The sequence below is a fragment of the Pseudarthrobacter naphthalenicus genome (assembly GCF_029076445.1).
Classification (GTDB): Bacteria; Actinomycetota; Actinomycetes; order Actinomycetales; family Micrococcaceae; genus Arthrobacter; species Arthrobacter naphthalenicus.
Genome location: NZ_JARESG010000006.1, coordinates 171,199 through 190,214 on the forward strand (window position 1 = coordinate 171,199; position 19,016 = coordinate 190,214).

Genomic DNA, 19,016 nt, shown 5'->3' on the forward strand with positions numbered 1-19,016 from the left:
TTTGTTGCGGGCGGGAGGACTTTACGGCGCTTGAAGGACCAGGTTCTTGAGGTCGTCCAAGGTTTGCTGCATGTGGGAATCCATGGCCTCGCGCGCTTTGGCGGGGTCACGCGATTCCAGCGCTTCGGCGATGCGCTGGTGGTGGCCGATGGCGTGTTCCTGGATGGTCCGCACGGCTGAGGTTTCCGCACGGCGTTTTTCGAGCACGCGCTGCAGGGGCTCGAAGAGGACGGCAACAAAGACATTCTCCGAGGCACGCAGAATGAGGTCGTGGAAGGCGAGGTCGGCCTCCACAAAGGCGCCGACGTCGTTGACCTGGTGGGCTGCCCGCATGGCTGCGACATTGCTGAAGAGCGCCTGGATGTCGGCTTCGCCGATGCGGGTGGCGGCGAGTTCGCATGCCCCGGTCTCCAGCATCCTTCGGAGCTCGATGAGCTGCACGGAGGCCACGGCCTCGTTCTGGCCCTCGGAGGCGGCACGCAGTACGGCCTCCAGGGACGCCCAGCGGTTCAGGGGGTTCACAAACGTGCCGCGGCCGCGTTCCACACTCAGGATCCGCTGCGCCTCGAGGGTTTTCATCGCCTCGCGCACGGTCATGCGGCTGACCTCGTGCTTTGCGCTCAGTTCCAGCTCGCCGGGCACGCTGGAACCGGGCGGAAATTCCCCGGCAATGATGCGGTCCAGCAGTTCGTCAGCCACCACGCCAACCAGTGATTTCCGTGCCATTGATCCCCCTTTGCCTCCGTTGCCGGACGTCTGACAAGTGTACTTGCGGGTTTGGATGTGCTGTGCCACACTATTTCAAATGTTAGATGTCAGACATCTTACAGTTACCTCAATACCCCCAAACATCACAACGGAGTGCACAGTGACGCTAGAAGCAGACCTCCTGGCCGCCTTCCCGGCTGAAGTCCGGATTCCCGCCCGCCTCGTGGCCGATGCCGTGGCCGCCTCCAGCGCCGAAACGCCCCGCATGCTGGTAGTGCTCGACGACGACCCCACCGGGACGCAGTCCGTGGCGGATCTGCCGGTGCTCACCCGCTGGGACGTTGAGGACTTCATCTGGGCCTTTGGCCAGTCCAAGCCCGCCGTCTACGTGCTGACCAACACCCGGAGCCTGGACCCCGCCGAGGCTGCCGCCCGCAACGAGGAGGTGGTCCGCAACGCCCTGGCGGCCGCCGGTTCCGGCCTGCGGCTGGGCTTCGTGAGCCGCAGCGATTCCACCCTCCGCGGCCACTACCCCCTTGAACCGGACGTCATCGCCGCAACGGTGGCTGAGGTCAGCGGCGAAGCGACCGACGGCGTCGTCCTGGTTCCCGCGTTCCCCGACGCCGGACGCGTGACCATCGGCGGCGTGCACTACACCCGCGGAACGGGCGCCGAGACCGGAACGCTCATCCCGGCCGCGGAGACCGAATTCGCCAAGGACGCCAGCTTTGGGTACAAAAACTCCGAGCTGGCCAAGTACGTCGAGGAAAAGTCGAAGGGGCGCTTCGCGGCGGAGTCGGTGATCGTCCTGGACCTGAACATCATCCGTGCCGGCGCGGCCAGCGCAGGCACCGCAGCAAACCCCGACGGCGACCCTGCCGTCAGTGCCGGCATCAGCGCCCACGCCATCGCTGACGCCGTCGCTCCCGCCACCAACTCCACGCCCATCGTGGCTGACATCGTCACCGAAAATGACCTCCGCGTGCTGTCCCTGGGCCTGGAAGAGGCCGAACGGCGCGGCAAGAAGCTGCTGTACCGGGTAGGCCCCCCGTTCGGCCGGGCCAGGATCGGCCAGGACATCCGCACTGAGCTGAGCGGCGCCGAAGCCTACGCCGGCAACACCCCTTCGGAGGCAGGCGGCCTCATTGTTGTGGGCTCGCATGTGGGTGTCACCACCCGCCAGCTCAAGGCCCTCACTGAACAGCACCGTGCCGCGCGGACGGTTGAGATCGACGTCGAAAAGCTGCTTGCCGCCGAAACCGAAGCGGCAGCAGACTCCTACCTTGACCAGACCGTCAACACCGTTGTGGACGCACTCCACAGCGGAGACGTCATCGTCCACACCAGCCGCCTGCTCATCAAAACTGACGACGCCGCCGAAAGCCTCCGGATCGCTCGCACCGTATCCGCCGCCGTCGTGGCCGTGGTCAACCGGACCCTCAAGACCTTCCCGCCCCGGTTCGTCATCGCCAAGGGTGGCATCACATCTTCGGACGTCGCCGCGCACGGCCTGGAAATCCGGCACGCCATTGTCCGCGGCCCCATGCTGCCGGGCATCGTCTCGCTCTGGGAACCGGTGGACGGCCCCGCCAAGGGCATCCCGTACATCGTCTTCGCCGGCAACGTGGGCGATGACCAGTCCCTCGCCGACGTCACCCGCAAGCTCAGCAACACTTTCTAGTCCCCACCGGCTCCCAACCCTCGCAAGCTCGGGCCGGGTCCCTCGCCGGCGTGGGCCCACCCGCAAAATTCAATGGAGAACACCATGACCAGCAAATACACCGTCACCGTCCTGGGCCTCGGCGCCATGGGCCTGCCCATGGCCACCCGCCTGGCATCCCAGCTGACCGTCCACGGCTTCGACATCGCCGAGCCGCGCCTGAAGCTCGCCGAAGAAGCCGGCATCGCCACCTTCAGCACCGCCCGCGACGCCGCCAAAGGCGCCGACGCCCTGCTCCTCGCGGTCCGCAACGGCGAACAGCTCAACGATGTCCTCTTCGGTGCGAACGGCGTGGCCTCCGTGCTGGAGCCGGGGGCCGTCGTGATCCTCGGCAGCACCGTAGGCACCGAAGCCATCCCTGCCACCGTGGCCAAGCTGGCCGAATACGGCGTCGAACTCGTGGACGCCCCGCTCTCAGGCGGCCCCAAGCGCGCCGGTGAAGGCGACCTGCTGATCGTCGTCGGCGCGTCCCCCGAAGCACGCGAAAAGGCGAACCCGGCCCTGGAACTCCTCGCCTCCACCCTCACCGTGGTGGGCGACAAGCCCGGCGACGGCCAGGCCCTGAAGACCGTCAACCAGCTCCTCTGCGGCGTTCACATCGCCGCTGCCGCCGAGGCCATGGCCCTCGCCGACGCCCTCGGCCTGGACCAGGCCAAAACCCTTGCCGCCCTCGAAGCCGGTGCCGCAGGTTCCTTTATGCTCTCCAACCGCGGCCCGCGCATCCTCGAGGCCTACACCGAAGACGGCGCCGAGGTCCTCTCCCGCCTGGACATCTTCGTCAAGGACATGGGCATCGTCGGCAAGGCCACCCGCGCCGCCGGCCTGGCAGCCCCCGTTGCTGCCGCCGCCGAACAGCTCTACCTCCTCGGCCAGGCCCAGGGCCTCGCCGCCGCAGACGACTCCGCCGTCATCAAAGTGGTCGCTCCCACCAGGCGCACCGCCTAAGTACCTCCTGAAAGACGTACGACGACGGCGTTCCCCCTTCCGTCGTCGTCGTACGCACTGTAGTTCCAACGCCCTAGCCCCGGCAGAAATATTTAGAGACCCGTCAGCCCGTCTTCTGGAAGACTGGCTTGTCAAAGGAGACACCCGCAATGAACCCCCTGATCAATTCGCTGATGGTGGGGGCTGCCGACGCCCCAGCCATCAAACCCGCAGTGGAGCTGGGTACCCCGCTGCTCCTCACCATCGCTGCCGTGGGTGTTGCCCTCCTGCTGGTGATGATCATCCGCTTCAAGATTCAGGCCTTCGTGGCTCTGCTGACGGTCAGCATCCTGGTCGCCGTGGCTGCGACCATTCCGCTGCAGGACGTCTTCACCGTAGTCTCCAGCGGCGTGGGGAGCACGATGGGCAAAGTGGCAATCCTGATTGCCCTCGGCGCTGTGCTGGGCCGGATGATTGAAGTGTCCGGTGGCGTCCAGTCCCTCGCCGACCACTTCACCCGCAAGCTTGGCGCCAAGCGGGTTTCCGTGGCACTGACCGCCGTCGGGTTCCTGGTGGCCATCCCGGTCTTCTTCGAGGTGGGCATCATTGTGCTGGTGCCCATCGTCTACGCCTTTGCCAAGATCGCCAAGGTGCATCCGGTCAAGTTCGGCCTACCCATGGCCGGCATCATGCTCTCCATCCACGTCGCCGTCCCGCCGCACCCCGGAATTGTTGCCGGTGCCGGCGTGCTTGGTGCCGACATCGGACTGATCGCCCTGATCTCGCTGGTGATCTGCGTGCCGCTCGGTTTCCTGTCCTACTGGGTGGCCTCCATCATGAACCGCAAGGACTACGAACTGCTGCCCGCCGTGAAGACCCAGGTGGAAGAGTTCGGGACCAAGTCGCTCGTGAAGGTGGGTCACGACGGACCCGGTGCCGCCGGCATCGCCCCGCCGCGTCCAGCGTTGATCATTTTCCTGATTGCAGCGCCCATCGTGCAGATCCTGCTCGGAACCCTGGGTACCCTCATCCTCCCCAAAGCCAGCCCCTGGTACGGCGTGGCCGCGTTCATCGGTAACCCGTTCCTCGCACTCCTGGTGGCTGTGGCGTTGTCCTTCTTCCTCCTCGCCGTCCGGCGCCACTGGTCTCTGAGGGAAACGGGTGAAATCTTCGAGGGCGCCCTTCCGCCCATCGCCTCCATCCTGATGGTGGTAGCTGCCGGCGGTGTCTTCGGCAACGTGCTGCAGGTCTCCGGCATCGGCGGCGCGCTGTCCAAGACCCTGGACACGCTGGGAGTACCCCTGCTGCTGCTTGGTTTCATCATCTCGCTGGCCCTGCGCGCCGCACAGGGTTCGGCAACGGTCGCGATCGTCACCACCACAGGCCTGCTGAGCGCTGCGGTCAGCAGCGGCGGCTACACCCCGGCGCAGATCGCGGTCATCGTCATTGCCATCGGTTTCGGTGCCTTAGGTCTCTCCCACGTGACGGATGCAGGGTTCTGGGTGGTGGTGCGCTACTACGGCCTCACCGTTTCGGACGGACTCAGGACCTGGACCGTCCTCACCACCATCCTGGGCGTTGCAGGCTTCCTGCTGACCTACGTTGCCTGGATCCTCGTGGGCGGGCTGGGCGTCTGATGCGCACCCGGCTCGACCACCTGGTCATCACAGCCCTGCAGCAGGGTTCGGCCGTCCCCGCGTTCACCTGCTACGACTTCACTACTGCCCTGGCCGTGGTGGGCGCCGCAGAGGACGCCGGACGGGGCGCCATCCTGCTGGTGGCCCCGAAAACGGCCGCCACGAGCAACGGCCCCCGGCTGATCGCCGCCCTCCGCGGCCTGGCCGATGCCGCCTCCGTCCCGGTAGCCGTCCAGCTGGACCACGCTGCGGACCTGAACGTCATGGCCGACGCCGTCGCGGCAGGGGCGGATTCCGTCCTCGCGGACGGTTCGGCCCTCCCGTATGAGGACAACATCGCGCTGGTCCGGGCGGCCCGTGCCCTGCTGGGTGCCGAGGTGGTGCTTGAAGCCGAACTTGGTGGCCTGGCCGGGGACGAGGACCGGGCCTTCGGCGCCGACTCCGCCGGCGCGGACGTGGCCGGGCTGACGGACTCCGCCCAGGTGGAGGACTTCGTGGCCCGGACCGGCGCGCAGCTGCTGGCCGTTGCGGTCGGAAACGTACACGGCAAATACAAAGGCGAGCCGCAGCTGCGCTGGGACGTCCTCCAGGACATTGCAGTGCGGACCCACATTCCGCTGGTGCTCCACGGCGCGTCCGGCATTCCCGCGGACGAGCTGGTGAAGGCGGCGGCCATGAATGTGGGCAAGGTGAACTTCAACACCGAGCTCCGCACGGGCGTGCTGTCCACGCTCCAGGAGCAGCTGCCGCCACACCGGGCCGACGGCGAGAACCTTCAGGGCCTCCTGGCCCACTGGAACACCTCTGCCGCGGACTTCGCGGGCGCGGCGTTGGGCATGCTCACCCGCTGAACGGATCGCGGGGGATAGGGAGGCTAGGATCGGCACATGATCCTGGCCTCCCTCCTTTTTGCCTTCATCGCCGCAGCCCTGCACGTCTATATCTTCAGCATGGAATCCCTCACCTGGACCAGGCCGGCCACCTGGGAACGTTTTGGCCTCAACTCCCAGGCCGACGCCGAAACCACCAGGTCCCTCGCCTACAACCAGGGCTTCTACAACCTGTTCCTGGCCGCCGGCGCCTTCATTGGCGTGGGCTGCGTGGCGTTCGGAGCGGACGGGTCCGCCCAGGCCATTGCGGGCTGGACCCTGATCTTCAGCTGCTGTGGCTCCATGTTCCTCGCCGCCGCCGTGCTTGCCCTCACGGGGCGGAAGTACCTCCGCGCCGCGGTTCTGCAGGGCACGACGCCGCTGCTCGCCGTCGTGCTCGGGTTGCTGGCAGTGGCGGCAGGGTGAGCCGGCGCGCCGCCGAGAGGGCACTTGGCGGCAATCCCGGGCGGCGGAACTGCCGTCAAGTGCCCTCTCGCCGAATTTCTGGCTGGGAGCGCACTGCGGGCGGACAATTGAGGCAAGAACAGCGTCGGCGTTTGTAGGGGATTGCACGTGGGCAATGTCAGTGAACAGGGAGCATCCGCGCAGCGCCGCGGGGCGGAGCGGGAGCGCGACCCTGCCATTGATCTGGTCCGGTTTGTCTGCCTCGCCCTGGTTGTGGTGAGCCACTGCATGATGGTCAGCCCGGTCCTGCACCCCGACGGCACCGTGACGTCGGAAAACACGCTGGGGGATCAGCGCTGGTTTGAGCCGGTCATCTGGATCTTTATGGTGATGCCGCTGTTTTTCGTCACGGGCGGAACCACCGGACTGCAGTCCTGGCGACGGCTCAAGGTCAGCGGCGGCAATGGCTTCGAGTTCGCCCAGGCGCGGCTGCTGAGGCTGGTCCGGCCGGCGGCAGCGCTGCTGGCGGTCATGTTCCTCGGGCTATGGGCCGCACGCCTGACGGGCGTGGATCCGCAGGTGCTCCAGCTGATAGCTACGGGCGCCGGCATGCCGCTGTGGTTCCTCGCGGCGTACCTTGCCGCGCAGCTGAACATACCGTTGCTGGCCCGCTTTCACGCGCGTGCCCCATGGCTGACCATGGGCGTACTGGTTGCCCTGGTGGTTGCTGTTGACTGCTTGCGCGGAGCCCTGCCGATGCTCGCCTACGCGAACCTGGTTTTCCTTTGGTGCGCCGTGCAGCAGGTCGGTTTCCTGATGGTTGACGGCCACCTGACCCGGCTCACCCGGTCGCATCTGGCGGGACTCATCGTGGCGACAAACCTGCTGCTCGGCGCTGTCACCGGCCTGGGCCTCTACACCGGAAACATGCTGGTCAACCTCAACCCGCCCAACCTCTGCCTGTTCCTGCTTGGGGTATCCCAGGCTGCCGCGCTGCAGCTCGTTCGGCCGTGGCTTGCCTGGACATGGCAGTTTGGCTGGGTGCGTGCGATGGTCATGGTCTCGGGGCGCCACGCCATGACGGTCTACCTCTGGCACCTGCCGCTGCTGGCCGGAATGTCCGGCCTGCTGCTGCTCACCGACTTTCCCAAACCCGCGGCCGGGACCGCGGAGTGGTGGTGGGCGCGGCCGCTGGTCCTCCTCGGGGTACTCATCCTGCTGCTGCCCGTGGTCGCGGCATTCGGCCGCCTCGAAGAACGCCCTGCGGCCTCCCTCCACTCCCGCGGCAGGCCCGCCGCCGCGGTGGTCACGGCCGCCGTTGTGGTCTTCATTCCGGTGGCGGACGCCGCCTTCAACGGGTTGACGCCGGGACTGCTGGGAGGCGGCGCCGCATGCTTTGCGCTGGCTGTCCTGCTGCTGGGCAGAATGCCGGAACGGGCCCCTCATGATGTGGCCGCGGGGCGCCCCGTCAGCGCGCAGGGCGGGTAGGGGCGGCCATTGCCACCGCAGCCAACTAGTGCCAATGTCGAACCATGACAGAGAACATGATTTCCACTGAGGATGAATTCAGCCCCGCCGTTTCACTGACCCGGGATGATGAGCATCACCGTTACGAGCTGAAGGTCGGCGGGAAGATCGCCGTCCAGTCCTTCTTCCAGGACCGGCCCGGACACGTGGATTTCAGCCACACCGAGACCGCCGAGGAATTCAAGGGCCAAGGCCTGGGAAAGGTGCTGGCCCACTTCGCCCTGGACGACGTTGTGGCATCGGGGAAACGCATCATCCCGCATTGCCCGTTCATCGCCGGCTACCTCCGCCAGCACGAGGGCTACGAGCAGCACATCGACTGGCCGGAGGACTAACGCCCGGCGCCATGGCAGGCAGGCCAAGCTAGTCTGGGCGCATGACAACAACAGCACTCGTCACCGGGGCCAGCGCCGGGCTTGGAGCCGAGTTCGCCCGGCAGCTCGCCGCCCAGGGCCATACCGTGGTTCTCGTGGCCAGGAACCGGGACCGCCTGGAAAAAACGGCGGCGGACCTGAAACAGCGTTACGGAACCACGGCGGAGGTGCTCCCCGCAGACCTGACGGACGACGCCGGGGTGGCCGCCGTCGTCGCCCGCCTCAGCGACGCCGCCCGGCCGGTGGGGATCCTGGTGAACAACGCGGGCATCGGCCTGCTCCACGACTTTGAGCAGAACACCATCGCCGAAGAGAAGCAGCACCTCAAACTGCACTGTGGGGCCGCCCTGGAACTGACCCACGCTGTGCTGCCCGGGATGCTGGAACGCGGTGCGGGCCGGATTATCAATGTGTCCAGCGTTGCGGCGTTCCTGCCCCGGGGGACCTATGCGGCGGCGAAGGCCTGGCTGCTGACCTTCAGCCGCTGGGCCAACCTTGCCTACGGGGCGCGCGGCGTGACGGTCACAGCTGTCTGCCCGGGCCTGACGCACACGGAGTTCCATGAGCGGATGGGCATGGACAAGGCGGTGGCACCGGCCTGGGCGTGGCTGACGGCGGAGCGGGTGGTGCGTGAAGGCCTGGCCGACAACCTCCGCGGAAAGTCTGTGTCCATCCCGTCCAAGCGCTACAAGGCGGTGGCCGTGGCGGCGCGGGTGCTGCCGGACAGGCTACTCACCGGGCCGGCGCGCAGACCGAAGTAGCGGGAACCGGGCAGGCGGCTGCCGTACCGTCCGCTGGCGGATTCGTTGCCGGACGGCCACCGCCACCAGGATCCCCACCACGGCACCAACGAAGGTTTCCACGCCACGCTCCAGGATCAGCACCGTGGGATCGATCGGCGCCGCGAGCTGCGTCATCAACAGGATGACCGGGGTGAATGACACCATGGCCAGCCCGTAATGACGGGTCATGAACAGCTCGGTGGTGAACTGGAAAATGATGACCAGGACGCCCAGGACCACCACCTGATGGGCGGCGAATAACGGTGCGAGGGCCCACGGTGCGGGCACCAGGACGACGGCGGTGACCGCCAACCCGAGGAAGGTCCCCACGATGCGGTGGATCCCCCGCCGCACCCGGCTGGGGAAGTCCGCTCCCGCCAGGGGCACCGCGGCAGCTGCCATGGCCCAGTGTGGATGGCCGCTGCCGCTAAGCACACCGATGGAGCCGGCAAGCCCGACCGCCGACACGTAGCGGGCCGCGTGAACGGCGGCAGACCGGCCTGCCGCACCACGCAGGAGCACCACCTCACGGCTGGCTCCAGGCTGCCACGAACGGTCCCGGAACCAGCCGCCGAAGCCCACCGCCAGGGAAAACGCGGCAGCCCCCGCCGCGATCAAAAGAGCAATGTACCAAGGGACGGCGGTGGGCACCGAGGCGCAGGCACCCAGGGCCAGGATGCCGAAGAACGGGCCGTTCGGTTTGAGCTTCACCCGGTCCGAATAGACCGACCCGACGCCGGCCAGCACCGCCTCGACGGCCACCAGCCACCAGGAGTGGAGATGGTTGACGGAGAGAAAGACGCCCACCGCCACCCCGCCGACCAGCACCACGGCTGCCTGGGACTGGTGCCGGAGCCGCAGCTGATGCGGTTCGGACCGCCCATACATGCCAGTCAGGGCACCGAACACCGCATAAACAATCAGGTCGGCCCGGCCCAGAAGCAGCAGGAGAAGTGAAGGGACAGCCACGCTGGTGGCCACCCGAAGCGCTGCCAGATGGTCTTGATTTGCAGGTTCCAGCCGGTGCAGGGCGTGTACCTGGCGCATCACGGACTTCACGCGGGCCACCTGTCATTGATTACCGCCCCGGTGCCGGGGCCTGCCACACGATTATCCCCCGGGGACCCACCGGCTGGCGGCCGGGCATGAATGGAGCCGGGAGCCTGGACTAATGTTGACCGATGATTGAGCCGCACCAGCTGACCGAGAGCGTCACAATGCGTCTATTGCGTCCGGGCGATGCGGCGGCGCTTTGCGCCGCTTACCTACGCAACCGTGACTACCTTTCCCCGTGGGAGCCGGTTCGGCCCGGGGAGTACTTCACGGAGGACTGGCAGGCTGCCGACATCGCCGGCCGTCTCGCGGCGCATGAGGCAGGGGAGGGATGCCCCTTCGGCCTGTTTGCCGGCAAGCGACTTGTGGGCCGGTTCAACGTGGCCGGCATCGTGCGGGGGCCGTTTCAGAGTGCGGGGCTCGGGTACTGGGTCGATAGCGAGTACGCTGGCCGGGGCGTAGCGTCCGCTGCGGTCCGGCGCATCGTTGCGGTGGCCCGCGACGAACTGGGGCTCCACCGCCTTGAGGCCAGCACGCTGCTGCACAACATCGGCTCGCAACGGGTCCTCCAAAAGGCCGGATTCCAACAGATTGGCATGGCGCCGCAGTATCTGCAGATCGCCGGAAAGTGGCAGGATCACAACCTTTACCAGGTGCTCCTGCACGCCTGAGGTGCCGGGCCGTGCATGGCGCCCGTGCACGGCTAAGGCCCGCCCTGTGTGCTTCCCCCAAGGAAAGCACACAGCACGGGCCTCTGAGCGCGGGCTACAAGACGGCCGAAACAGGCCGGATTGTTGTTCGGGGTGTTGCTTAGACTCCGGCCGGCGCCTTGGCGGCGTCGGTGATGTCCTGGGTTTCAAATGGCATGTCGTCCAGGTCAATCAGCGGGTTCTCATCCTGGGTGGCCACGAGTTCACGCGCCTCCGCCTGCGTGTCCACGCTGGGCATGGAGCCCGGGAGCGGACGCTGGGCCGATTCCTTAAGGAAGTAGATGGCCACGGCACCCACAGCCGAAGTGGCCATCAGGTAGTAGGCCGGCATCATGTCGTTGCCGGTCGCATTGATCAGCGCAGCCACGATGAACGGTGTGGTGCCGCCGAAGATCGCTACGGCGAAGTTGTACGCAATGCCCATGGCGCCGTAACGGCTGGATGTGGGGAACTGCGCCGGCAGCGCCGAGGCAAGGTTGGCCACGTAGAACGTCACGGGGAAAGCGATCAGGGCGAGGCCGGCCAGGGTGGACCAGATCTCACCGACACCGATGAGCATGAAGGCCGGCGTCGCCAGGACCACCGTGCTCACTGCGCCGATCCACAGGACCGGCCTGCGGCCAATCCGGTCGGACAGCTTGCCCGTCAGCGGGATGCACAGCGCCATAATGACCAGCACCGGGATGGTCAGGAGCGTGCCGTGGACCTCGTCGTAGCCCTTGGACTCCGTGAGGTAGGTAGGCATGTAGGAAGTGAGGGCGTAGCCGGCCGTGTTGGCCGCGGCCACCAGTACCATCGCCACAATGATGGAGCGCCAGTAGGCCTTGACGATGCCGACCGGGCCCTTGGCTGCGGCCTCGTCCGAGGAGGCAGCGTTCTTGGCGAGGTCTTCCTGGGCGTCCAGGGTGGCCTGGAACTGCGGGGATTCCTCGATCTTGCTCCGGAAGTAGACGGCAATCAGGCCAAGGGGTCCGGCGATCAGGAACGGAATGCGCCAGCCCCATTCCTCCATTGCCGTCTGGCCCAGGGTCAACTGGAGTACCGATACCAGGGCGGCGCCGATGGCGAAGCCCAGGTAGCTGCCCAGGTCCAGGAAGCTCGCAAAGAAGCCCCGGCGCTTGTCAGGGGCATATTCGCTGACAAACGTGGTTGCGCCGGCATACTCGCCGCCGGTGGAGAATCCCTGGACCACTTTAAGGAGTACCAGGAGCGCAGCGGCCCAGAGGCCGATCTGTGCGTAACCCGGCAGCAGGCCGACCGCGAACGTGCTCGCGGCCATGATCATGAGGGTGGTGGCCAGGATCTTCTGGCGGCCTATCTTGTCTCCGAGCCAGCCGAAGATCACGCCACCCAGGGGGCGGGCAATGAAGGTGGCCGCGAAGGTTCCCAGCAGGAACAGCGTCTGGGTTGTCGGATCTGACTCCGGCAGGAAGACGGGTCCCATGGTGGTGATCAGGTAACCGAACACGCCGACGTCGTACCACTCCATGGTGTTACCCACGATGGTGCCGCCGAGTGCCTTTTTCAGCATGGGCTGATCTACTACATTCACGTCGGACTCCTTGAGCCGGCGACGTGCAAGAATCTTCGGTTTGCGTGTCCCCGCAGGACTCGCGGATGGTGCATTTACAGGTACTGCAGTGTTGGTTCCGCCGGCGATGTTTTCGCCTGCTGAAGAGTCGGTCGTGCTTCGGTCTGTGGGCATTTGGGCTTCTCCCGTGGAGGTCATTTGCTTGCGACTTGTAGCTGCCCCGCTCTGGGCAGGCCTTCAATTTTACGCGAATCTTGATGCGTTCCAGAGTTTGATCCCGTATGATCGCAGGTTTCAGGCCGTTTTGAGTGGCCGTTGGAAGGTTTCTTTTCCTCCGTTTTGCCGCGCCATCATTGGGATCCCGGGGGATAGGGACAGCCGTTACCGAATCTTTTTCTCTCAGCCCTCGTTTTCACGGTTATTTCGTCCCGATCCGGCGCCGAAAGTGATGGCCGCCACGGCTTGCTGCGAAGTGTCCGGGCGCGGCCGCGAGGTCAAATTCAGCGGTCCCGGCGCCGGCTTCGGGGGTTCACAACCACGGCTCGGACTGCCTATTGTTGTGCCATGGGAACACTGATTTTTGAGTAGGCGGACGCGTGCGGCCTGGTGCGCCCGGCCCCGTCCCCGCTGATCTCGTCAGAGACACGCAGACCCTCCTCAGAAAGGTTCCAACCAATGACCGACAAAAAAACCTCCGACCCGTCCCAGGATTCGCCTGAGAACCCCGATGCCAAGGGGATACGTGCCGGGCTGACCGAGGCCCAGCGGGCAATGCTCGCCAGCAAGTCCCGCGGCGGTGATTCCGGTTTGCAGAGTGTGGGCAAGAGTCATAAACCTACGCATGCCAGCGGCAAGCAGGGCCCGGCCGAGAAGAAGGTCCGCTGGTAGCACTTCAGGTTGCTGGCGCGTCATCTGTGTGGAAACGCGCTTCATCTGTGTGGAAAGGAAGGAAAAATGGCGAAGCAAAATCCAGGAGCAAGGATCGAACCTGAGGTGGCGGATCACCTCGCCGCAGCCATGCACCAGCAGTCCATGCCCGGGCCGGCCACCATTGCCGTGACCAAGGCCATGACCGGCGAACAGCATTGGCCGGACGGAAACGGCAAGCACCGGCATCCCAAGGAACGGGGTGCAGGCCACAGCCAGGTGGGCAATGAAGCGGCCGTCACTGCTGTGCACCGCACCGGACGCCCGCAACTGCCGCACTCCTCCTGACAGACGGCTGACCCTGAGACGCGGCTGCCCGGCGGATCATGCACCGCTTGGAACAACACGGCCTGGCGACTACCCATAAGGGATTCGCCGGGCCGTTGCCGTGTCCCCGGGAGGCCCGCGCGGCTAGCTTTCCGCCACCACGTCCTCGGCATCTTTATCCAGCCGCCACCCCCGCCATACCGGGTGCCGGAGCTTTCCACTGCCCGTCCACTCGCCGAACGTCACCTCCCCCACCAGCCGGGGCGTGACCCAGCGGGCGTCGGCGGCATCCTCCCGCGGCACGTCCTCGAACGGTGGGGTCTTGCGGGCGAGCTTGTCCACTTTCTGCCGGAGCTCCGCCAGCTCCCGGGTACTGAATCCGCTGCCCACACGGCCTACGTACCGCAGTTTGCCGGCGTCGGGAATGCCCACCAGCAGCGAGCCCACCGAACCCTGGCGGCCGCCCTTGCCCGGCCGCCAGCCGCCCACAACCACCTCCTGGGTCTGTTCGAGCTTGATCTTGATCCAGGTCCGCGTGCGCTGTCCGCTGACGTACCTGCTGTCGGTGCGCTTGGCCATCACGCCTTCGAGTCCCAGTTCCCGCGCGCTTTCGAGGATGTGCTCAATTTTTTCGTCCAGGACCGGCGACAGTTCCACGGGGCAGTCGGACGGACGGTAGAACTGCTCAAGACGTTCCCGTCGCTTGGCGAACGGGAGCCGGCGAAGGTCCTGGCCGGCGTCGGCCAGCAGGTCAAACAGCATGAGCCGGACCGGAATGGCGGCGCGTGCCTTGGCCACGTCACCGGGCCGCGTCAGTTTCATGCGGCCCTGGAGGACGCCAAAGTCCGGTTTTCCGGAAGGCCCGACGGCGAAGATCTCACCATCGGCGATGAACGGACCCTCCGGCCAGCAGGACCGTTCCGTCAGCTCCGGGTAGGTTCCGGTGACGTCGTTCCCGTTCCGGCTGATGATGCGGACCCTCGCGTCGTCCGCAACGACCAGGGCACGTACGCCGTCCCATTTCAGCTCGAATTTCCAGTCGCTGCCCTGCAGGTCGGCAGCGGTCCCGGCTGTGGCCATCATGGGGCTGAAGTCCTCGGCGCGCAGGGGAGGAGCCGGGGTTTTGGCCGCCGGTTCCTGCTCGGCCTTCCCTCCTGACGCGGCGGCGTCCGCTGCTACCTCGTCCCCCTCAGCCGCGTCCCCGTCAGGCGCGTCCGCGTCAGGCCCATCCCCGGCATGAGTTCTTCGTGGATGAAAGGTGTGATGGTCTTTGTCCATGAGGTGGATCAGCCACTGCCCCTCAGCATCCGGTCCGCGGCCCCGGCCGGTGTGGATCAGGGCGAACTTTTTGGTCCCGCCCAGGCCGCCGCCCTCCGAACCGGTGAGCGTGGCGATCACTTCCCTGCCGTTGATCCATTTCTCCAGCTCGTAGGTGCCGTGATCCCAGATGGTGACTTGGCCGGCGCCGTACTGGCCCTTCGGGATGGTGCCTTCGAAGGTGGCATAGTCCAGGGGATGGTCCTCGGTCTGCACCGCCAAATGGTTCTTGCCGCCCGATTCGGGGACGCCTTTCGGCAGCGCCCACGAGACCAGCACCCCCTCGTGCTCGAGCCGGAAGTCGAAGTGCAGCCGGCTGGCGTGGTGCTCCTGAATCACAAACGTGTTCCCGCCTCCCGGCGCCCCGGAGAAGGGCTCGGGCGTCGCATCAGGATCCCGCATTGAGCGGTAACGCTCCAGGCGCTGGTGCGCGCCGCCGTCGTGCGTTACCTGTTCGGTGCCGCCCGGATGCCCGCCACCATGCTCGACGGCGGCGAAAGGGTCCTTGCCTTCCTTCACCCTGCGCATCACGGCCTGGTAGTCGAGCTGCCTGAGGTTGGGGGAGCTGATTTCCCGCCAGGTCCGCGGCGCCGCCACCATGGGAGTGGGCCTGCCGCGGAGCGAGTAGGGCACGATGGTGGTTTTGGCCGCATTGTTCTGGCTCCAGTCCACCAGGACCTTCCCCGTGCGCAGGGTTTTTTTCATGTCGCTGACGGCCAGATCGGGGTGGTCCGCCTCGAGGGCCCGGGCCAGTTCGCGGGCGAACGCGGAAATCTGGTCCGAGGTCTGGGAACCGTCCAGGCCGGCATAAAGATGGATGCCCTTGCTGCCGCTCGTCACGGGAACCGTCTCCAGCCCCACGTCCTGCAGGATGGTGCGGGCCAGGAGCGCCACTTCCACGCACTCGGCCAGGCCAGCGCCCTCGCCGGGGTCCAGGTCCAGCACCAGCCGGTCCGGGTTCAGCTGGTTGCCGTGCGAATCCACCTGCCATTGGGGCACATGGATTTCCAGCGAGTTGATCTGGCCAAACCACGTGAGGGTGGCCGGGTCGTTCACCAGGGGATAGTAAATGGTCCGGTCCTTGTGCGTGATGGCGGCACGGGGGAGCCAGCCCGGGGCCGAATCCTCAAGGTTCTTCTGAAAAAACACTTCGCCCGGCTCCGCCGCAGTACCCACGCCGTTGACCCAGCGCTTGCGCGTGGCGGGCCGGTTGGCCGCAGCCGGGATCAGGACAGGGGCCACCGCGGCGTAGTACGCCAGGACGTCCGCCTTGGTGGTGCCCGTCTCCGGGTAGATGATTTTGTCCAGGTTGGTGAGGGTCAGTTCCCGCCCGGCAACCCGGACACGTTCCTTAGCTCCGGCCACGGGTCTTCACCTCCGGCCTGCGGTGATGTTCACTTGAGGAATGAGAGCCATCTGGAAAGGTGCCATCGCGTTCGGCCTGGTCAACGTGCCCGTGAAGGTCTACAGCGCCACCGAGGATCATGACATCAGTCTCCACCAGGTCCACAATGCCGACGGCGGCAGGATCCGCTACCAGCGCCGGTGTGAGGTCTGCAGCAAGATCATCGACTACTCGGACATCGAGAAGGCGTATGAGGAGGACGGCCGCACCGTGGTGCTGTCCAAGGAGGAGCTCAAGTCCATTCCGGCGGAGAACAGCCACGAGATCGAGGTTGTCCAGTTCGTGCCGTCCGAGCAGCTGGAACCCATGATGTTCGAGAAAAGCTACTACCTGGAGCCGGACTCCAAATCGCCCAAAGCATACGTCCTGCTGCGCCGGGCCCTGGAGGACACGGACCGGGTGGCTATCGTCCAGTTCGCCCTGCGCGAGAAGACCCGCCTTGGAGCGCTGCGCATCAAGGACGAGGTGCTGGTGCTGCAGTCCCTGCTGTGGCCTGATGAAGTCCGGGAGGCCAGCTTCCCTGCCTTGGATGAGTCCGTCCGGATCTCTGCCCAGGAGCGGGAAATGTCCGCGGCGCTGGTGGAGTCCATGGCCGCTGACTTCGAACCGGACCAGTTCACCGATGACTATCAGGTGCAGCTCCGGAAGCTCATCGAGGCCAAGCTGGAGAAGGGCGATGCGCTCAATACCGACGAAACCTTCGGTGCGGAAGCGGGCGAAGGCGGCAAGGGCGAGGTCATCGACCTGATGGAGGCGCTGAAGCGCAGCCTCGACCGGAAGCGTGGCGGTGCGTCCGCCGCGGCATCCGGGTCTGATGGGTCCGGGTCTGATGAGTCGGGGGCGGACGACGCCGATACTGAAGAAAGTGCCGAAGGTTCCGCCGCGAAGGCTCCCGCCAGGCGCACCGCAAAGTCCGCCGGGGCCAAGACTGGCGCGGCCGCCAAGGCTCCTGCCGCCAAATCCACCACCGCCAAATCCACCACCGCGAAGTCGACCGGCGCCGCTAAGCCGGCAGCGGCGAAGTCCACGGCTTCGAAACCTGCGGCGAAGACGGCCGCAACGCGGTCCAGAAAGGGTGCCTGAGGCGCTTTCCGGACGGGCATTCGGTAACAGCGCGGGCTGGACGGTGGGAGGTACGATGGCCGCCGCCTAGGATTTCCGCAGGGTGGGGATGAGTTCGCGCTTCTTCTTGGCCGAGTAGCCGGGAAGTCCAATTGCATTGGCGTCGGCTTTGAGCGGCATGTCATCCTCCTTCAAAAGTTGCGGGAGGCCGGAAGGCTTGGCCGCCCGGTTCAGCCGCAGGGGAGCGGGCCGTGGGAGCCTTGAACCTGTAGCCGTTTACCCCTCTGCTGGTGAGGTTTCCACGCTAATTCCGGCGGCGGGCAAAAACAAGGAAGCGCTAAGTTTGCTTGCTTTCGCGATGTGCTGCCTCCACAATGGGTCGCATCGCAGCCTCCACTGTGCCAACAGCGTGCTGTCACTCACAACCTGTCAAGGGAGACGGAGAGGGGCACCGAAAATGACTGACAAAACGGCCGTGGACGAAGCCGACCGGGAACTGAAGCAAAAGCATCGCGCCATGTGGGCCTCCGGGGATTACCCCGCCCTGGCCAGCGAGCTCGTCAACGATCTTGGGGCTATCCTGGTTGAGGCCGCCGGCATCAGACCCAAACAACGAGTACTCGATGTCGCTGCCGGCGCCGGCAACGCGGCCATTCCCGCAGCCATGATGGGGGCAACGGTCATTGCCAGCGATCTGACCCCGGAACTGTTCGAGGCCGGGAGGCACCAGGCAGCCGATCGTGGCGTTGAGCTGGAATGGGTGGAAGCGGACGCGGAGGCCCTGCCGTTCCCGGACAACGAATTCGACGTCGTCACGTCCTGCCTGGGCGTGATGTTTGCGCCGCACCACCAGGCGGGCGCCGATGAAATTGTTCGCGTTTGCAAACCCGGCGGCACCATCGGCCTGCTCCATTGGACGCCCGAAGGTTTCATCGGCAAGATGTTCGCAGCGATGAAGCCCTTCGCGCCGCCGCCTCAGCCCGGGGCGCAGCCGCCACCGCTGTGGGGCAGCGAAGACCATGTGCGGGAGCTCTTTGGCGATCGGATCACGGACATCCACGCCGAGAAGCGGACCCTTACCGTTCACAGCTTCCACCAACCGGGGGATTTCCTGCGGTACTTCAAGTCCCACTACGGCCCCACCATCGCGGTCTACAAATTCCTCGGCGAGGACCAGGAGAAATCCCAAGCCCTGGACGCGGCCCTCACGGAGCTTGCCGATTCGTTCGGCGATGCCCACGGCGACGCCGCATGGCAGATGGAATGGGAATACCTGCTGCTCACCGCCAAAAAGGCCCGGGCATGACGGGGCACGTGGCCACGGCCGCCATTACCATCGACGCGCCTGCCAGCCGCGTCTGGGACGTCATGACGGACCCGGCGGCCGTGAAGGAGTTCATGTTCGGGGCCCGGCTGGTCACCGACTGGACCGTTGGCGGGCCCATCCTGTGGCGCGGCGAGTGGGAAGGGAAGCCGTACGAAGACAAGGGAACCATTCTGGAGATAAAGCCAGGCAGGAAGCTGGTCCACACGCATTTCAGCGCGCTCAGCGGGGGTGAGGACCAACCGGAAAACTACCACACCCTGACCTGGACCCTTGATGAGAAGGATGGGAGAACCAGGCTCACGCTCGCCCAGGACAACAACCCCAGCGAAGAGGCGGCCGAGCACTCCAAAGGCATGTGGGACATGCTCGTTGCGGACGTCAAGAAGATCGCCGAGCGCCCCTGACCCAACTAGGTAGCGCTATGTGTCGTTTTGGACGCCCAAAACGACACATAGCGCTACTCACTTGGGC

The 19,016-nt window shown here is 66.0% G+C and carries 18 protein-coding genes; 14 read left to right on the forward strand and 4 right to left on the reverse strand.

Annotated features, from left to right (window positions below; genetic code table 11):
* Positions 1–21: 21 nt before the first annotated feature.
* A complete protein-coding gene (locus PY310_RS08340; RefSeq protein WP_275213919.1) occupies positions 22–726 on the reverse strand; it encodes a FadR/GntR family transcriptional regulator in 705 nt (234 codons plus the stop codon).
* A 142-nt stretch (positions 727–868) separates the two neighbouring features.
* Between PY310_RS08340 and PY310_RS08345 the strand changes: the two genes are divergently transcribed.
* The 8 genes from PY310_RS08345 (at position 869) to PY310_RS08380 (ending at position 8,925) form a co-directional block, all read left to right on the forward strand.
* Positions 869–2,389: a four-carbon acid sugar kinase family protein gene (locus tag PY310_RS08345; RefSeq protein WP_275213920.1), complete on the forward strand. Its 1,521-nt coding sequence runs from the start codon at positions 869–871 to the stop codon at positions 2,387–2,389.
* A gap of 84 nt (positions 2,390–2,473) precedes the next feature.
* Positions 2,474–3,373 (forward strand): NAD(P)-dependent oxidoreductase, encoded by a 900-nt coding sequence (locus PY310_RS08350; RefSeq protein ID WP_275213921.1) that lies wholly within the window; start codon positions 2,474–2,476, stop codon positions 3,371–3,373.
* A gap of 149 nt (positions 3,374–3,522) precedes the next feature.
* Positions 3,523–4,989, forward strand: coding sequence for a GntP family transporter (locus PY310_RS08355; protein WP_275213922.1), 1,467 nt, complete (start codon positions 3,523–3,525; stop codon positions 4,987–4,989).
* Positions 4,989–5,840: a class II fructose-bisphosphate aldolase gene (locus tag PY310_RS08360; protein WP_275213923.1), complete on the forward strand. Its 852-nt coding sequence runs from the start codon at positions 4,989–4,991 to the stop codon at positions 5,838–5,840. The genes PY310_RS08355 and PY310_RS08360 overlap by 1 nt, the downstream gene beginning before the upstream one ends.
* Positions 5,841–5,876: 36 nt before the next feature.
* On the forward strand, positions 5,877–6,284 hold the full coding sequence (locus tag PY310_RS08365) for a DUF1304 domain-containing protein (RefSeq protein WP_275213924.1): 408 nt from the start codon (positions 5,877–5,879) through the stop codon (positions 6,282–6,284).
* 141 nt (positions 6,285–6,425) lie between these two features.
* Positions 6,426–7,751, forward strand: coding sequence for an acyltransferase family protein (locus PY310_RS08370; RefSeq protein WP_419095459.1), 1,326 nt, complete (start codon positions 6,426–6,428; stop codon positions 7,749–7,751).
* A gap of 44 nt (positions 7,752–7,795) precedes the next feature.
* A complete protein-coding gene (locus PY310_RS08375) occupies positions 7,796–8,125 on the forward strand; it encodes a GNAT family N-acetyltransferase (protein WP_275213926.1) in 330 nt (109 codons plus the stop codon).
* A 41-nt stretch (positions 8,126–8,166) separates the two neighbouring features.
* Positions 8,167–8,925, forward strand: coding sequence for an SDR family NAD(P)-dependent oxidoreductase (locus PY310_RS08380; RefSeq protein ID WP_275213927.1), 759 nt, complete (start codon positions 8,167–8,169; stop codon positions 8,923–8,925).
* Here PY310_RS08380 and PY310_RS08385 read toward each other — a convergent pair.
* Positions 8,893–10,005, reverse strand: coding sequence for an FUSC family protein (locus PY310_RS08385; RefSeq protein WP_275213928.1), 1,113 nt, complete (start codon positions 10,003–10,005; stop codon positions 8,893–8,895). The two genes, PY310_RS08380 and PY310_RS08385, sit on opposite strands and share 33 nt — an antisense overlap.
* A gap of 122 nt (positions 10,006–10,127) precedes the next feature.
* Here PY310_RS08385 and PY310_RS08390 point away from each other — a divergent pair, with 122 nt between their 5' ends.
* The gene (locus tag PY310_RS08390; RefSeq protein ID WP_275213929.1) at positions 10,128–10,670 is read left to right on the forward strand and encodes a GNAT family N-acetyltransferase; all 543 of its coding nucleotides are present in this window, start codon (positions 10,128–10,130) and stop codon (positions 10,668–10,670) included.
* A 139-nt stretch (positions 10,671–10,809) separates the two neighbouring features.
* Here PY310_RS08390 and PY310_RS08395 read toward each other — a convergent pair whose 3' ends face one another.
* A complete protein-coding gene (locus tag PY310_RS08395; RefSeq protein WP_275213930.1) occupies positions 10,810–12,414 on the reverse strand; it encodes an MFS transporter in 1,605 nt (534 codons plus the stop codon).
* A gap of 501 nt (positions 12,415–12,915) precedes the next feature.
* On the opposite strand from PY310_RS08395, the gene PY310_RS08400 reads away from it, so the two are divergent.
* Together PY310_RS08400 and PY310_RS08405 are read left to right on the forward strand one after the other, a co-directional pair.
* Positions 12,916–13,128, forward strand: coding sequence for a hypothetical protein (locus tag PY310_RS08400; RefSeq protein ID WP_275213931.1), 213 nt, complete (start codon positions 12,916–12,918; stop codon positions 13,126–13,128).
* 66 nt (positions 13,129–13,194) lie between these two features.
* Positions 13,195–13,455 carry a hypothetical protein gene (locus tag PY310_RS08405; RefSeq protein ID WP_275213932.1) on the forward strand — a complete coding sequence of 87 codons (261 nt, stop codon included), beginning with the start codon at positions 13,195–13,197 and terminating at the stop codon, positions 13,453–13,455.
* A gap of 123 nt (positions 13,456–13,578) precedes the next feature.
* Here the strand turns inward: PY310_RS08405 and PY310_RS08410 are convergent, their stop codons facing one another.
* Entirely contained in the window at positions 13,579–16,116 is a 2,538-nt protein-coding gene (locus PY310_RS08410; protein ID WP_275213933.1) for an ATP-dependent DNA ligase, read from the reverse strand.
* Between the two features lie 40 nt (positions 16,117–16,156).
* Between PY310_RS08410 and ku the strand changes: the two genes are divergently transcribed.
* From ku to PY310_RS08425, 3 genes are all read left to right on the forward strand, one after another.
* Positions 16,157–17,239 (forward strand): non-homologous end joining protein Ku, encoded by a 1,083-nt coding sequence (gene ku, locus PY310_RS08415; RefSeq protein WP_275213934.1) that lies wholly within the window; start codon positions 16,157–16,159, stop codon positions 17,237–17,239.
* A 436-nt stretch (positions 17,240–17,675) separates the two neighbouring features.
* The gene (locus tag PY310_RS08420) at positions 17,676–18,524 is read left to right on the forward strand and encodes a class I SAM-dependent methyltransferase (protein ID WP_275213935.1); all 849 of its coding nucleotides are present in this window, start codon (positions 17,676–17,678) and stop codon (positions 18,522–18,524) included.
* Positions 18,521–18,949 (forward strand): SRPBCC domain-containing protein, encoded by a 429-nt coding sequence (locus PY310_RS08425; RefSeq protein WP_275213936.1) that lies wholly within the window; start codon positions 18,521–18,523, stop codon positions 18,947–18,949. The genes PY310_RS08420 and PY310_RS08425 overlap by 4 nt, the downstream gene beginning before the upstream one ends.
* Positions 18,950–19,016: the final 67 nt, after the last annotated feature.

Excerpts from the sequence above, each read along its gene's own strand:
- PY310_RS08340 (WP_275213919.1), bottom strand. The coding sequence starts at position 726 with ATGGCACGGAAATCACTGGTTGGCGTGGTGGCTGACGAACTGCTGGAC.
- PY310_RS08350 (WP_275213921.1), top strand. The coding sequence starts at position 2,474 with ATGACCAGCAAATACACCGTCACCGTCCTGGGCCTCGGCGCCATGGGC.
- PY310_RS08355 (WP_275213922.1), top strand. The coding sequence starts at position 3,523 with ATGAACCCCCTGATCAATTCGCTGATGGTGGGGGCTGCCGACGCCCCA.
- PY310_RS08360 (WP_275213923.1), top strand. The coding sequence starts at position 4,989 with ATGCGCACCCGGCTCGACCACCTGGTCATCACAGCCCTGCAGCAGGGT.
- PY310_RS08365 (WP_275213924.1), top strand. The coding sequence starts at position 5,877 with ATGATCCTGGCCTCCCTCCTTTTTGCCTTCATCGCCGCAGCCCTGCAC.
- PY310_RS08375 (WP_275213926.1), top strand. The coding sequence starts at position 7,796 with ATGACAGAGAACATGATTTCCACTGAGGATGAATTCAGCCCCGCCGTT.
- PY310_RS08380 (WP_275213927.1), top strand. The coding sequence starts at position 8,167 with ATGACAACAACAGCACTCGTCACCGGGGCCAGCGCCGGGCTTGGAGCC.
- PY310_RS08390 (WP_275213929.1), top strand. The coding sequence starts at position 10,128 with ATGATTGAGCCGCACCAGCTGACCGAGAGCGTCACAATGCGTCTATTG.
- PY310_RS08395 (WP_275213930.1), bottom strand. The coding sequence starts at position 12,414 with ATGCCCACAGACCGAAGCACGACCGACTCTTCAGCAGGCGAAAACATC.
- PY310_RS08400 (WP_275213931.1), top strand. The coding sequence starts at position 12,916 with ATGACCGACAAAAAAACCTCCGACCCGTCCCAGGATTCGCCTGAGAAC.
- PY310_RS08405 (WP_275213932.1), top strand. The coding sequence starts at position 13,195 with ATGGCGAAGCAAAATCCAGGAGCAAGGATCGAACCTGAGGTGGCGGAT.
- ku (WP_275213934.1), top strand. The coding sequence starts at position 16,157 with ATGAGAGCCATCTGGAAAGGTGCCATCGCGTTCGGCCTGGTCAACGTG.
- PY310_RS08420 (WP_275213935.1), top strand. The coding sequence starts at position 17,676 with ATGACTGACAAAACGGCCGTGGACGAAGCCGACCGGGAACTGAAGCAA.
- PY310_RS08425 (WP_275213936.1), top strand. The coding sequence starts at position 18,521 with ATGACGGGGCACGTGGCCACGGCCGCCATTACCATCGACGCGCCTGCC.